The 14,347-nt window shown below is 70.4% G+C and carries 11 protein-coding genes; all 11 read left to right on the top strand.

Annotation, left to right across the window (positions count from 1 at the left end):
- The first annotated feature begins 292 nt into the window (after positions 1–292).
- Positions 293–1,315, top strand: coding sequence for a LacI family DNA-binding transcriptional regulator (locus ACFWYS_RS37485; RefSeq protein ID WP_384779051.1), 1,023 nt, complete (start codon positions 293–295; stop codon positions 1,313–1,315).
- Positions 1,316–1,481: 166 nt separating this feature from the next.
- Entirely contained in the window at positions 1,482–2,729 is a 1,248-nt protein-coding gene (locus ACFWYS_RS37480; RefSeq protein WP_384779048.1) for an extracellular solute-binding protein, read from the top strand.
- 2 nt (positions 2,730–2,731) lie between these two features.
- On the top strand, positions 2,732–3,652 hold the full coding sequence (locus ACFWYS_RS37475; protein ID WP_384779163.1) for a carbohydrate ABC transporter permease: 921 nt from the start codon (positions 2,732–2,734) through the stop codon (positions 3,650–3,652).
- Positions 3,649–4,473 (top strand): carbohydrate ABC transporter permease, encoded by an 825-nt coding sequence (locus ACFWYS_RS37470; protein WP_384779045.1) that lies wholly within the window; start codon positions 3,649–3,651, stop codon positions 4,471–4,473. Before ACFWYS_RS37475 ends, ACFWYS_RS37470 begins: the two co-directional genes overlap by 4 nt.
- 82 nt (positions 4,474–4,555) lie before the next feature.
- Positions 4,556–6,292, top strand: coding sequence for an amylo-alpha-1,6-glucosidase (locus ACFWYS_RS37465; RefSeq protein ID WP_384779039.1), 1,737 nt, complete (start codon positions 4,556–4,558; stop codon positions 6,290–6,292).
- A gap of 116 nt (positions 6,293–6,408) precedes the next feature.
- Entirely contained in the window at positions 6,409–8,700 is a 2,292-nt protein-coding gene (locus tag ACFWYS_RS37460; RefSeq protein WP_384779036.1) for an FdhF/YdeP family oxidoreductase, read from the top strand.
- A gap of 147 nt (positions 8,701–8,847) precedes the next feature.
- Entirely contained in the window at positions 8,848–10,620 is a 1,773-nt protein-coding gene (locus ACFWYS_RS37455; RefSeq protein WP_384779033.1) for a BCCT family transporter, read from the top strand.
- 236 nt (positions 10,621–10,856) lie between these two features.
- Complete coding sequence (locus ACFWYS_RS37450) at positions 10,857–11,942, top strand: S-(hydroxymethyl)mycothiol dehydrogenase (protein ID WP_384779029.1); 1,086 nt, start codon at positions 10,857–10,859, stop codon at positions 11,940–11,942.
- Positions 11,942–12,571, top strand: coding sequence for an MBL fold metallo-hydrolase (locus ACFWYS_RS37445; RefSeq protein ID WP_384779027.1), 630 nt, complete (start codon positions 11,942–11,944; stop codon positions 12,569–12,571). The genes ACFWYS_RS37450 and ACFWYS_RS37445 overlap by 1 nt, the downstream gene beginning before the upstream one ends.
- Before the next feature lie 196 nt (positions 12,572–12,767).
- Positions 12,768–13,130 (top strand): bifunctional 3-phenylpropionate/cinnamic acid dioxygenase ferredoxin subunit, encoded by a 363-nt coding sequence (locus ACFWYS_RS37440; protein WP_384779024.1) that lies wholly within the window; start codon positions 12,768–12,770, stop codon positions 13,128–13,130.
- Positions 13,127–14,287, top strand: a complete 1,161-nt coding sequence (locus ACFWYS_RS37435) for an NAD(P)/FAD-dependent oxidoreductase (protein ID WP_384779021.1) — start codon at positions 13,127–13,129, stop codon at positions 14,285–14,287. The genes ACFWYS_RS37440 and ACFWYS_RS37435 overlap by 4 nt, the downstream gene beginning before the upstream one ends.
- The last annotated feature ends 60 nt before the right edge of the window (positions 14,288–14,347 follow it).

The following is a 14,347-nucleotide window of genomic DNA, read 5'->3' as shown; positions in this document are numbered from 1 at the left end:
CGGCATGGCAGTACTTCGGGTGGCGGGGATGGCGGCCCGGGCAGCCCAGCGCGGGCGCGGAGCAGGACCGCGGTCGTCGGAAGGACCACTTCATCGAACCGGTTCGCGAAGCTAGCACCGGTGCATCCGACCAGCAATCCCTCCGGCACAGGGTTTCTGCGGCGCGCTCGCCCGGTCCCGCAAGTGGGGTCAAGGGTGTTGACAGGTGCCCGGGCGGTTTCTACCTTCACTTCACGCGAACCGGTTCGATGACCGGTCCGCAGCGTCGAACCGGTTCGAGCAAGGAGTCGCCGTGAACATCGGTGAGATCGCCCGGCGGGCCGGTGTCTCACGCAGCACCGTGTCCTACGCGCTGAGCGGCAAGCGACCGGTCTCGGACGACACCCGCAGGAAGATCCAGCAGGTCATCGACGAACTGGGCTACCGCCCGAACGCGAGCGCACGCGCCCTGGCCAACGGCCGGACCAGCACCATCGGCCTGGTCTTCCCACCGGCCGGCAACCACTACACCGGGATGCAGCTGGACTTCATCGGAAGCGTCGTGGAGGCCGCCGCGGCCCACGACTACGACGTGCTGCTGTCGCCCAGCGGCGTGGACAGCGACCGCTCGTTCCAGCGACTGCTGGGGGAGCGGCGGGTCGACGGCGCCATCCTGATGGAGATCAGGCTTCAGGACGACAGGGCGGAACACCTGACCGCTCTGGACTTCCCCTTCGTCGCCATCGGCCGTACCGGGCATCCCGACGGTGAGTGGTGGGTCGGCCTGGACCACACCGCGCTGGTGGAGGCGTGCGTCCACCACCTGGCCGACCTCGGCCACAGCCGGGTGGCCTTCGTGAACCGGCCCGAGCCGCTGCTGCGCGCCGGGTACGAGTCGGCGCACCGCGGCCTGGACGGCTTCACGAAGGCCGCGGCCGAGCGCGGGCTGACGGTGCGGACGTACTGCTGCGGGGACGACGCCGCCTCGGGCCAGACCTGCGTCGAACGGATCCTGCACGACGATCCGGCCACCACCGCCCTCGTCACGCTGAACGAGGCCGCTCTCGGCGGCCTCTACCGGGGGCTCGCCCAGGCGGACCGCCATGTACCGCGCGACTTCTCCGTGACCGGGGTCGTCGCGAGCCGCTGGGCGGAGACCGTGACTCCGAGGCTCACCGCGGCGGACGTACCGGCCGAGGAGATGGGCCGTCGCGCCGTCGACCTGCTGGTGGAACGGCTCGACCAGCCCGCCGGACCGCCCCGGCACCATCTCCTCGCACCGCCGATCTCCCTGCGGGCCAGTACCGGGCCCGCCGGGACCGGTACCGCACCCTGACCGCACCCGCGTAGTCCTCCTCGACTCAGTTCAGTCCACTTCACTTCACCGGACGTTCGAAGCGCTCAAGAGCGCCGTTCGCCGTGCCCTTCCTCCCTCACCACCCCATGCCCTCACCACCCCGTGCCCTCGGCACCCGCATGCCCGAAGCAAAGGAACCCTCGCCATGAACAGTTCCTCCAGACAGCGCCGTCTGACCGCCGCGGCCCTCACCGTCCTGGCCGTCGCCGCGAGCGCCACCGCCTGCGGTTCCGGCTCGGGCGGCACCGGCTCGAACGCGGCGGACAGCGGCACGTACACCGTCTGGGACCCGTACCCGCAGTTCGACAAGAGCTCGGCCTGGGCGAAGCTGCTGGACGCCTGTGGCACCGAGGCCGGTGTCAAGATCAAGCGGACCGCCTTCGACACCAGCGACCTGTCCAACAAGGCGCTCCTTGCCGCGCAGCAGGACAACTCCGCGGACGTCCTCATCGTCGACAACCCGGTGGTGTCGACGCTGGCCGAGGCGGGCGTGCTCACCACGACCGACGACAACAAGCTGGACACCTCGAAGGTGGACCCCAACCTGCTCGCGGCCGGCCAGTCGGACGGCAAGACCTACGGCACGCCGATCGGCGCCAACACCCTCGCCCTCTACTACAACAAGGAGGTGCTGAAGGAAGCCGGCGTGGAGATAGCGTCCGTCAAGGACTGGAAGTCGCTGACGGCGGCGCTGGAGAAGGTGAAGAAGGCCGGCAAGAAGGGCATCACGTTCTCCGCGACCGGCACCGAGGAGGGCAGCTTCCAGTTCCTGCCGTGGTTCTGGGGATCCGGCGCGAAGCTCACCGAACTCGACTCTCCCCAGGCCGTCTCCGCGCTGTCGCTGTGGAAGGACTGGCTCGACCAGGGCTACGCGCCCAACTCGGTCATCAACAACACCCAGACCACCAGCTGGCAGGAGTTCGCGAGCGGCGACTACGCCTTCGCCGAGAACGGCACCTGGCAGCTCGCGAACGCCGCCAAGGCGGGCTTCGACTACGGCGTCCTGCCCATCCCCGGCGCCGACGGAGGCAACGCCGCCGCTCCGACCGGCGGCGAGTTCGTCACCCTCCCCGCCCAGGGCGACACCGGCCGCTACGCCACCTCGCAGAAGCTGGTCACCTGTCTGACCAGCACCGAGAACCTCTACGACACCGACACCACCCTGTCCTACGTGGCCCCCACCGGTGAGGTCCAGGACAAGCAGGTCGCGGCGAACGCCGGGCTGAAGGCGTGGGTCGACGCGGTCAAGGCGGCCAAGGGACGCACCAGCGACGACCTGGGCACCGAGTACCCCAGGATCTCCGAGCAGATGTGGAAGGCCGTCCAGTCCGCCCTCAGCGGCTCGACCTCCCCGAAGGACGCGCTGACCGCCGCTCGGTCCGCAGTCAAGTGACCGTGTCCCAGGGCCCGTCGACGAGCCACACGACCAAAGCGCCACGCCGCGGGCAGTGGGCCGCCTGGGCCTTCCTCGCCCCGGTGACCCTCTACCTCGCCCTCTTCTACGCCTATCCGCTCTACCGCAACATCGACCTGAGCCTGCGCAACTACACCGTCCGTTCCTTCGTCCAGGGCGACGCCCCGTTCACGGGCGCGGACAACTACCGGACCGTCTTCGACGACCCGACGTTCGCCCCGGCCCTGCTGCACACCGTGGTGTTCACCGCCGTGTGCCTGCTCTTCCAGTACGTCATCGGGCTGGCCCTGGCCGTCTTCTTCAACCAGCACTTCCGGCTGTCGGTGACCCTGCGCGCACTGTTCCTGGTGCCCTGGCTGCTGCCGTTGATCGTGTCGGCCTCCACCTGGTCGTGGATGTTCAACAGCGAATCCGGTGTGGTGAACGCCCTGTCGGGCGCCGTCGGGGTCGACCAGGTCAACTGGCTGACCTCGCCGTCCTGGTCGCTGACCTCGGTGATCACCGCGAACATCTGGATCGGCGTCCCCTTCAACCTGGTCGTGCTCTACAGCGGCCTCCAGTCCGTCCCGGCCGGTCTGTACGAGGCCGCCGCCCTCGACGGGGCGGGTGCCTGGCGGCGGTTCTGGAGCATCACCTTCCCGCTGCTGCGCCCGGTGTCCGCGATCACCCTGCTGCTGGGCCTCGTCTACACGCTCAAGGTCTTCGACATCATCTGGATCATGACCAAGGGCGGCCCGGCGGACTCGTCCACGACCTTCGCCACCTGGTCCTACCAACTCGGCTTCGGCAACCTCGTGCCCGCCTTCGGTCCGGGTGCCGCCGTCGGCAACCTGCTCGTGGTCGCCGCCCTGGTCTTCGGCCTGGTGTACGTCCGGGTGCAGAGAAAGCAGGCCCTGTCATGAGCCGAAGCGGCAAACGGACGTGGGGCAAGACGGCCCTCGGTGTGCTGCTCACCGGGATCATGCTCTTCCCGGTCTACTGGATGCTGAACGTGTCCTTCACCCGCGACCAGGACATGCGCAAGAGCCCGCCCGACCTGTTCCCCGTCCACGGCACCCTCGCCGGCTACCGCACCGTCCTCGACGAGCAGTTGCCCTATCTCGGCACCAGCCTCGTCATCGGCCTGGGCACGGTCGTACTGACCGTGGCCCTGTCCGCCCCGGCCGGTTACGCCCTGGCCAAGCTGCGCCCCCGCGGCGGCGGTGTGCTCCACTTCGTCCTGCTGGCGGCCCAGATGATCCCCGGCATCATCATGGCGATGGGCTTCTACGCCATCTACCTCCAGTTCGGCCTGCTCCAGTCCGTCCCCGGCCTGATCGTCGCCGACTCCACCCTGGCCGTCCCCTTCGCGGTCCTGATCTTCACCGCGTTCATGTCCGGCATCCCCGGCGAACTGCTCCAGGCGGCGCGGACGGACGGCGCCGGACCGCTGCGTACCTTCTGGTCGATCGTCCTGCCGATGAGCCGGAACGCCGTCGTCACGGTGTCCCTGTTCGCGTTCCTGTGGTCCTGGTCCGACTTCGTCTTCGCCGGGACCCTGGTCAACGGCGGCGCCCATGAGCCGATCACCCTCGGCATCTACCACTACATCGGCAACAACAACCAGGAGTGGAACGCGATCATGGCCACCGCAGTCGTCGCCTCGCTGCCCGCCGCGATCATCCTGGTCCTCGCCCAGCGCTATGTCGCCGCCGGTGTGACCGCCGGCGCGGTCAAGGACTGACCGACCCCTCCGCCTCGCCACGCCCCACCGTCCGTTCTCCGGCGGACGGCCGGCCACCCCTGCCCGAGAAACGAGACGCCTCATGACCGCCGACCGACCCGGCCCGGCCTTCTCCGTCCACGACATCCCGTTCAGCGCGTACGGATCCTGGTTCGACATCTCCCCCGTGGTGGCGGAGCAGACCCATGCCGAGGACCTCCACCTGGTCTCGCACCAGAACGGTATGCACGCCGTGCTGCGCCTGGTGCCGCTCGACGCCGCTACGGGCGAGCGGGCCGAGACCCGTGTGACGGCGACGCCGGGCCTGCTGAGCTGGATCGGCGCGGCCGGCCGTATCGATCTCGCCTACGAGTCGCCGGACACCGTACGCCTGCACGGCACCGGCATGCCGATGCGAGTCGGCGCGGCGGCGCGGACACTGACCCCGTTCAGCGGCACCTACTTCTTCCGCGACGCGGCCGCCGACGCGTACGTGTTCACGTCGTACGAGACCGGACGCCGCTACCGCGTCACGGTGCTCTCCGGCACGGTGACCGGCGTGTTCGGCAGCCAGGCCCTCGGCGGCGCCGACCGCGGCCTCACCCTCGGCGGCGACGCGGACGGTGCCTGGGAGATCGCGGTCGAGGAGATCGACACCGCCCGCCCGCCCTACGCGGCGGCGGCCGTCTTCGGCAAGGTCGTCGAGGTCGCGCGGCACGCCTTCGCGGACTTCGTGGACACCGTGGCCCCCTGGCGGTCGTCCGCCACCCCGGCCGCCGAACTCGCCGCCTACGTCGTGTGGTCCGCGACCGTACGTCCCGCCGGGCTGGTCACCCGGTCCGCCGTCCTCATGTCCAAGCACTGGATGGACAAGGTGTGGAGCTGGGACCACTGCTTCAACGCCCTGGCCCTGGCCCCCGGCTGCCCCGAACTGGCCTGGGACCAGTTCCATCTGCCCTTCGACCACCAGGACGAGACCGGGGCGCTGCCCGACTCGGTCACCCACTCCGAGGTCCTGCGCAACTTCGTCAAACCGCCCATCCACGGCTGGGCGTTCAGCCATCTGCGCCGTCGCCTGGCCACACCGCCGGGCCGGGCGGAACTGGCCGAGAGCTACGACAGGCTGGAGCGCTGGACGGACTTCTGGCTCACCGCACGGCGCGCCCCCGGTGCCGCGCTGCCGCACTACCAGCACGGCAACGACAGCGGCTGGGACAACGCCACCACCTTCGACCCCGAACGCGTCGTCGTCACCGCGGACCTGGCCGCCTTCCTCGTCCTCCAGCTCCATGAACTCGCCGGTCTGGCAACGCGGTTGGGCAGACCGGAGGACGCCGACCGGTGGACGCGGGCCGCCGAGGACACCCAGGCGGCGATGCTCGACGAGCTCTGGACCGGCGACCGGTTCGTCGCCCGCGGCGTCGACAGCGGCGACACCTGGCACAGCGCCGGCCTCCTCGACCTGATGCCCATCGTGCTGGGCGAGCTGCTGCCGGACGAGATCAGCGGCGTGCTGGCCGCCCGCGTCGAGGCCCATCTGACCCCGTACGGACTGGCCACCGAACGGACCACCTCGCCGCACTACCTCTCCGACGGCTACTGGCGCGGCCCCATCTGGGCACCCGCCACGGTCCTCGTCGAGGACGGTCTGCGCCGCGCCGGACACCACCGGTCGGCGGACGAGATCAGCGCCCGCTTCCGCGGCCTGTGCGAGACCCACGGTTTCGCCGAGAACTTCGACGCCCTGACCGGAAGAGGCCTGCGCGACCGCGCCTACACCTGGACCGCCGCGAGCTACCTGCTGCTCGCCGAGGCACACGCGAGGCGCTGCGGGTCTTGACAGGGGGCCGGTAGCCGAGCTTCCCTAAGCGCGTTGCGCATCACGGTACAGTTTATTAATGCGCAACCCATGATGGCACGGCTCTGGTTCCTCTACATCGCGGAGTAGCGCTACCGATGACTCGCAAGCCACCTGCTGAAGACCCCGGCGACGCCCGGCTGCGGGTCGGCCCGCCGAAGGAGTACGCCGCCGGCCTTCCCGCGGTCACCTCCTCGCTGCGCCACGCCGGCGAACAGATGGGGGCCCGCCGCAGCCTGCTCACGCTGCTGCGGGTCAATCAGAAGGAGGGCTTCGACTGTCCGGGCTGCGCCTGGCCCGAGCCCGACCACCGGCACAAGGCGGAGTTCTGCGAGAACGGCGCCAAGGCCGTGGCCGAGGAGGCCACCGTACGAAGGGTCACCCCGGACTTCTTCGCCGAGCACTCCCTTGAGGATCTGCTCCCGCGCAGCGACTACTGGCTCGGGCAGCAGGGGCGTCTCACCCACCCCATGTACCGTCCGGCCGGTGCCGACCGCTACCGGCCGATCTCCTGGGACGACGCGTTCGCCGTGATCGCCCGGGAGCTGGGCGCCCTGGACCATCCGGACCAGGCCGCCTTCTACACCTCCGGGCGGGCGAGCAACGAGGCCGCGTTCCTCTACCAGCTCTTCGTCCGCGCCTTCGGCACCAACAACCTTCCCGACTGCTCCAACATGTGCCACGAGTCCAGCGGCTCGGCCCTGGTGGAGACCATCGGGATCGGCAAGGGCAGCGTCAGCCTGGAGGACCTCCACGAGGCCGACCTCATCCTCGTGGTCGGCCAGAACCCCGGCACCAACCACCCCCGGATGCTCTCCGCGCTGGAGACGGCCAAGCGGCGGGGGGCGCGTGTCATCGCGGTCAACCCGCTGCCCGAGGCGGGGCTGCTCCGGTTCAAGAACCCGCAGAAGCCCTCCGGGGTCATCGGCGGCGGCACCCGGCTGGCGGACCAGTTCCTGCAGATCAGGCTGGGCGGGGACCAGGCGCTGTTCCAGGCCTTCAACCGGATGCTGCTGGAGGCGGAGGACGAGGCTCCCGGAACCTGTCTGGACACCGCCTTCATCGAGCGGTACACCCATGGCTTCGAGGAGTTCGCCGAGCACGCCCGCAAGGCGTCGTGGGACGAGATCCTCCAGGCCACCGGACTGCCCGAGGGGGAGATCCGGGAAGCGTTCGGCCAGGTGCTGGGCGCCGAGAAGATCGTCGTCTGCTGGGCGATGGGACTCACCCAGCACAAGCACTCCGTGCCCACCATCCGGGACGTCGTCAACTTCCTTCTGCTGCGCGGCAACATCGGCCGCCCCGGCGCCGGTCTCTGCCCGGTGCGCGGTCACTCCAACGTGCAGGGCGACCGCACGATGGGCATCTACGAGAAGCCCGACGACGCGTTCCTGGACCGGCTCGGCGCCGAGTTCGCCTTCACACCGCCGCGCCACCACGGCCACGACGCCGTCGACAGCATCCGCGCCATGCGCGACGGCGACGTACGGGTCTTCGTCGCGCTGGGCGGCAACTTCGTCGCCGCGGCCCCCGACACCGAGCTGACCGAGCAGGCGTTGCGCAGGTGCCGGCTCACCGTGCAGATCTCGACCAAGCTCAACCGCTCGCACGTCATCGCCGGCGAGCAGGCCCTGATCCTCCCGTGCCTCGGCCGCACCGAGGCCGACCTGCGGCCGAGCGGGCCCCAACTGGTCACCGTGGAGGACTCCATGGGCATGGTGCACCTCTCGCGAGGGCGCCTCGCGCCCGCGTCCGAGCACCTGCTGAGCGAGCCCGCGATCATCTGCCGGACGGCACGGGCCACCCTCGGGGAGACGGGCCCCCGGGTGCCGTGGGAGGAGTTCGAGTCGGACTACGACCGGGTCCGCGACCGTATCGAACGCGTCATCCCCGGCTTCGAGGACTTCAACGCCCGCGTACGGCAGCCGGGCGGCTTCGCGCTGCTCCATCCGCCCCGCGACGAACGCCGGTTCACCACCGCCACCGGACTGGCCAACTTCACCGCCAACCCGCTGGAGAGCCCCAAGGTCCCGCCGGGCCGGCTGCTGCTGCAGACGCTGCGCTCCCACGACCAGTACAACACCACCGTCTACGGCCTGGACGACCGCTACCGCGGCATCCGCCAGGGCCGCCGGGTCCTCTTCCTGCACCCCGACGACCTGGTCGAGCACGGCCTCGCCGACGGGGACATGGTCGACATCGTCAGCGAGTACGAGGACGGCGTGGAGCGCCGGGCACCGGCCTTCCGGGTCGTGCCGTATCCGACGCCGAGGGGCTGCTGCGCCGCCTACTTCCCCGAGACCAACGTCCTCGTGCCGCTGGACTCCACGGCCGCCGTCAGCAACACACCGACGTCGAAGTCCGTCGTCGTCCGGCTGGAACAGGCCTGACCCCGGCCCGGGCAACTCCCCCTGCACGCCCCCTTGACAGCCCTTACCGGGCTCCACATGGTTGTTGCTCATGGTGAAGGGGAGTGCATTATCCGCAACCGCGTTGAAGTCGCCGACGAGTTCCCCACCTGCGGAAAGGACAAGCGTGTGAACCAAACCCGCGAAAGGAACGGGAGTCGAAGTCATCCCGTCGGGACCGATCGGTCCGAAGGCCCGGCGGCCCGCGTCGGTCCCCGGACCGACCTCGTCGTCTTCGGCGTCGCCGCGGCCCTCACCCTCGCCTTCGTCGTGTGGGGGGCGACGGCGACCGACACGCTGGAGAGCGTGTCCGGCAAGCTCCTTGACGGGACGATCCGCAACGGCGGCTGGGCGTTCGTCCTCGCCGCCTCGGGCTTCGTGGTCTTCGCCCTGTGGCTGGCGATGAGCCGTTACGGGCGGATCACCCTGGGCGAGGAGGGCGAGCAGCCCGAGTTCCGTACCGTCTCATGGATCGCGATGATGTTCAGCGCGGGCATGGGCATCGGCCTGATGTTCTACGGCGTGAGCGAACCGCTGTCGCACTTCGTCACGCCGCCGCCGGGCACCGACCCGGCCGACGCCAACGAGGCCATGGAGACCGCCATGGCCACCACCCTCTTCCACTGGACGCTCCACCCGTGGGCGATGTACGCGGTGGTGGGTCTGGCCATCGCCTACAGCACCTTCCGGCGCGGACGCCGGCAGCTGATCAGTGCCGTGTTCACCCCGCTGATCGGTGAGAAACGGGCGAACGGCTGGGGCGGCCGGGTCATCGACATCCTCGCCATCTTCGCCACCCTCTTCGGCTCCGCCGCCTCCCTGGGGCTCGGCGCCCTGCAGATCGGCAGCGGCTTCACCGGGCTTGGCTGGATGGGATCCGTCGGCACCGGTCTGCTGGTCGCCGTGATCGCGGTGCTGACCGTGGCGTTCGTCGCCTCGGCGGTGTCCGGCATCGCCAAGGGCATCCAGTGGCTGTCCAACATCAACATGGTGCTGGCGGTGAGCCTGGCGGTCTTCGTGTTCCTCGTCGGGCCGAGCATCTTCATCCTCGACCTGCTGCCCACCTCCATCGGTGCCTTCCTCGGTGACCTGACCCAGATGGCCGGACGCACCGAGGCGTCCAGCGGTGAGGGCGTCGGCGACTGGCTGGCCGGCTGGACGGTCTTCTACTGGGCCTGGTGGATCTCCTGGACGCCCTTCGTCGGCATGTTCATCGCGCGCATCAGCCGGGGCCGGACCATCCGGCAGTTCGTGGGCGGCGTCATCCTGGTCCCCAGCAGCGTGAGCCTGCTGTGGTTCGCGATCTTCGGCGGCTCGGCGATGCACCTGCAGGACGAGAAGCGTCTCAGTGACGCCGCCACCGCCCAGGGGCAGCTCTTCGACGTGCTCCAGCAGTACCCGATCGCCACGGTGACCAGCGTCGTCGTGATGATCCTCGTCGGGATCTTCTTCGTCTCCGGCGCCGACGCCGCCTCGATCGTGATGGGCACGCTCTCGCAGCGCGGATCCCTCGAACCGACCCGGGGCGTCGTGGTGTTCTGGGGCGTGCTGACCGGCGCGGTCGCCGCGATCATGCTGCTCATCGGCGGCGGCAAGGGCGATGCGCTCACCGGCCTGCAGAACCTCACCATTCTCGCCGCCGCCCCCTTCACCCTGGTGATGGTCGGCCTGTGCATCGCGCTCACCCGCGATCTGAGCCAGGACCCGCTCATCATCCGCGGCCGCAAGGGCAAGGAGGCCATCGAGACGGCCGTCATCGCCGGGCACGAGATGTACGACGGCGACTTCGAACTCCGCATCGGCCCCGCCGCGTGCACCGACGATGTGGAGCCCCCGCAGTCCCCGTCCCGGCAGTCCCCGTCCCCGCAGTCCTCGCAGTCACCATCCCCGTCCGCTCGCTGAGAACGGCAGGACCCGCGCCCGGCGGGCCCGTGGCATCGCCCTGTGCGGCCACGGCCCCGCCGGGCGTTTCGCGCTGCCACGCCGCCGGTCTCGCCCCGACCGGGACCGCCCCTGGGAACCCTCGTCGCGCTCCTTGACCCCTGGTCGGCGCTCAAGGATGCTGTGTTGCGACACATGAGATGTGTCCCGTAATAAGCAACATCTGATCAAAGTCTCGAACCAGCCGAGGAGTGGCCATGACGCACCAGGTCCGTGCTGTCGTCGCGCGGGGCAAGGGCGCCCCCGTCAGCCTGGAAACGATCATCGTGCCCGACCCGGGTCCGGGTGAGGCGCTGGTGAAGATCGAGGCCTGCGGGGTCTGCCACACCGATCTGCACTATCGCGAGGGCGGCATCAACGACGACTTCCCGTTCCTGCTGGGCCACGAGGCCGCGGGCATCGTGGAGTCGGTGGGTGAGGGCGTCACCGACGTCGCCCCCGGTGACTTCGTGATCCTCAACTGGCGTGCGGTGTGCGGTCAGTGCCGGGCCTGTCAGCGCGGTGAGTCGTGGTACTGCTTCAACACCCACAACGCCAAGCAGAAGATGACCTTGCTCGACGGCACCGAACTCTCGCCGGCGCTCGGCATCGGCGCGTTCGCGGAGAAGACGCTGGTCGCGGCCGGTCAGTGCACCAAGGTCGACCCGACCGCGTCGGCGGCGGCCGCCGGTCTGCTGGGCTGCGGCGTGATGGCGGGCATCGGCGCGGCCATCAACACCGGGAACGTCGGCCGCGGCGACTCGGTCGCCGTCATCGGCTGCGGCGGTGTCGGGGCCGCGGCGATCGCCGGGGCGAACCTGGCGGGCGCGGCGAAGGTCATCGCGGTCGACATCGACGACCGCAAACTGGACACGGCCAGGAAGCTGGGCGCGACCCACACCGTCAACTCCAAGGACGCCGACGCGGTCGAGGCGATCCGCGAGCTGACCGGTGGCTTCGGCGCCGACGTCGTCATCGAGGCCGTCGGCCGCCCGGAGACGTACCAGCAGGCCTTCTACGCCCGCGACCTCGCCGGCACGGTCGTCCTGGTCGGCGTGCCGACCCCGGAGATGAAGCTGGAGCTGCCGCTGCTGGACGTCTTCGGCCGGGGCGGCGCCCTGAAGTCCTCGTGGTACGGCGACTGCCTGCCGAGCCGCGACTTCCCGATGCTCATCGACCTCTACCTCCAGGGCCGCCTGGACCTGGACGCCTTCGTCACCGAGACCATCGCGCTGGACCAGGTCGAGAAGGCCTTCGAGCGGATGCACCACGGCGACGTGCTGCGCTCGGTGGTGGTCCTCTGATGGCCGCCCGCATCGAACACCTCGTCACCTCGGGGACCTTCTCGCTGGACGGCGGCACCTGGGAGGTCGACAACAACGTCTGGATCGTCGGCGACGACACCGAGGCGATCGTCATCGACGCCGCGCACGACGCCGACGCCATCGCCGCGGCCGTCGGCGGACGCACCCTGCGGGCCATCGTGTGCACCCACGCGCACAACGACCACATCGACGCCGCGCCCGAACTCGCCGAGCGCACCGGCGCCCCGGTCCTTCTCCACCCGGACGACCTGCCGCTGTGGAAGCAGACCCACCCCGACCGGGCCCCGGACGCCGAACTGACCGACGGCCAGGCCCTCTCGGTGGCCGGTGTCGAGCTGACCGTGCTGCACACACCCGGCCACGCCCCGGGCGCGGTCTGCCTGTACGCCCCGGCCCTGACGGCCCTCTTCAGCGGCGACACCCTGTTCGCGGGCGGACCCGGGGCGACAGGGCGGTCGTACAGCCATTTCCCGACCATCGTCGAGTCGATCCGGGACCGGCTGCTGACGCTGCCCGCAGACACCGTCGTGCACACCGGACACGGGGACACGACCACCGTCGCCGCCGAGGCCCCGCACCTCCAGGAGTGGCTCGACCGCGGCTTCTGACGCTCCCCCCGAGAGCTTCCCGGGGCGCCCGCGCCGCCTGTTTCCGCAGGTGGTTCGGGCGCTTCGGGCTGCCCGGAGGCAGGGGCGCGCGGTGTGTCCGAACGGGGCCTTTTGACGGCTTGACAACGCTTCTGAGCGGCCCCCAAACTGACGTTGCGCTTACCGCAATCCGTTTCGCTATACGCACCGAGGTGTCATGATGATTCCCGCGTGCCGTCTCTCGGACCTTCCGCGAGGCGAGGCCCACCGGCTCGACGTCGATCCGCCGGTTTCGGTGTTCCACACAGACGACGGCGAGCTCTTCGCCCTCGACGACACCTGCACCCACCAGGACGCGTCGCTCGCCGACGGCTGGCTGGAGGGTCGCGAGGTGGAATGCCCGCTGCATGCTTCCAAGTTCGACCTGAGGACCGGCGCGGTCGACGCCCCGCCGGCCAAGCTTCCGGTCCGGACGCACGAGGTCGTCGTCGAGGACGACATGATCTACGTCCGGCTGTCCACGGACGCGCCCAACCTGCCGCCCTGCATCGCAGCCCGGCTCGCCGGGGGTCCCGCGTGAGGTCGGTCGCCGTCGTCGGCGCCTCGCTGGCCGGTCTGTCGGCGGCGCGCTCACTGCGCAAGCAGGGCTACGACGGCCGGCTGGTCGTCATCGGGGACGAGCTCCACCGCCCGTACGACAGGCCCCCGCTGTCCAAGGAGTTCCTGGCCGGCACGCTCGGCGAGGCCGAACTCGCCCTGGAGGCCGACGACGAGGACCTCGGGGCCGAGTGGCTGCTCGGCGTCCGGGCCACCGGCCTCGACCACGCGAGGCGGGTGGTCCGGCTCGCCGACGGCGAGGTGCGGGCGGACGGCGTCGTCATCGCGACCGGCGCCGTGGCACGTACCCTCCCCGGCTCCGAAGGGCTCGCCGGAGTGCATACCCTGCGCACCCTGGACGACGCCCGTGCCCTACGGGACGAACTGGCCCGCGGTGGACGGCTGGTGGTGATCGGCGGAGGCTTCATCGGAGCCGAGGTCGCCTCCACCGCGTACGCGCTCGGGCTCGACGTGACCGTCGTGGAGGCGGCCCCGACCCCGCTCGCCGGACCACTCGGCGAGAGCATGGGCGCCATCGTCTCCGCCCTCCACGCCGACCACGGCGTACGGCTGGAGTGCGGTGTGGGCGTCAAGGGCCTGAGCGGGGAGACCCGCGTCGACGCCGTCCTGCTGGAGGACGGCCGGACCCTCCCCGCCGACATCGTCGTCGTCGGTGTGGGCGCCCGCCCGTGCGTCGAGTGGCTGGAAGGCTCCGGCATCGCCCTGGACGACGGCGTCAAGTGCGGCGCCGACGGCCGCACCAGCCTGGCCGGCGTGGTCGCGGTCGGCGACTGCGCCAACTGGTACGACCCGCGCGCGGGTCTCCACCGCCGTGTCGAGCACTGGACCGGGGCACGCGAGCGCCCCGACGCCGCGGTCGCCACCCTGCTGGCGGGCGGCGCGGTGGAACCGGGCCTACCCCGGCCGCCGTACTTCTGGTCAGACCAGTACGGCGTGAAGATCCAGTTCGCCGGTCATGCGGCCGGCGCGGACAGCGTCACCATCGAGGCGGGTGCCGCGGCCGACCGCGACGTCCTAGCCGTCTACCGGCGGGCCGGGAACCCGGTCGCCGTCCTGGGGATGAACCAGCCGCGGTTGTTCACGCGCTGGCGCAAGCAGCTCGCCGCATCCGCATCCTGACGCCGCCCGCATCCCGGCGGCGCCCGCATCTTGACACCGCCCCAGCGGCATCCCATGCTG

Origin of the sequence: Streptomyces sp. NPDC059010 (genome assembly GCF_042740355.1) — a bacterium.
GTDB lineage: Bacteria > Actinomycetota > Actinomycetes > Streptomycetales > Streptomycetaceae > Streptomyces.
Note: the sequence above shows the minus strand (reverse complement) of the source record. Positions and strands in the feature narration are given on the sequence as shown.

Excerpts from the sequence above, each read along its gene's own strand:
- ACFWYS_RS37460 (WP_384779036.1), top strand. The coding sequence starts at position 6,409 with ATGACTCGCAAGCCACCTGCTGAAGACCCCGGCGACGCCCGGCTGCGG.
- ACFWYS_RS37440 (WP_384779024.1), top strand. The coding sequence starts at position 12,768 with ATGATGATTCCCGCGTGCCGTCTCTCGGACCTTCCGCGAGGCGAGGCC.
- ACFWYS_RS37470 (WP_384779045.1), top strand. The coding sequence starts at position 3,649 with ATGAGCCGAAGCGGCAAACGGACGTGGGGCAAGACGGCCCTCGGTGTG.
- ACFWYS_RS37465 (WP_384779039.1), top strand. The coding sequence starts at position 4,556 with ATGACCGCCGACCGACCCGGCCCGGCCTTCTCCGTCCACGACATCCCG.
- ACFWYS_RS37445 (WP_384779027.1), top strand. The coding sequence starts at position 11,942 with ATGGCCGCCCGCATCGAACACCTCGTCACCTCGGGGACCTTCTCGCTG.
- ACFWYS_RS37480 (WP_384779048.1), top strand. The coding sequence starts at position 1,482 with ATGAACAGTTCCTCCAGACAGCGCCGTCTGACCGCCGCGGCCCTCACC.
- ACFWYS_RS37450 (WP_384779029.1), top strand. The coding sequence starts at position 10,857 with ATGACGCACCAGGTCCGTGCTGTCGTCGCGCGGGGCAAGGGCGCCCCC.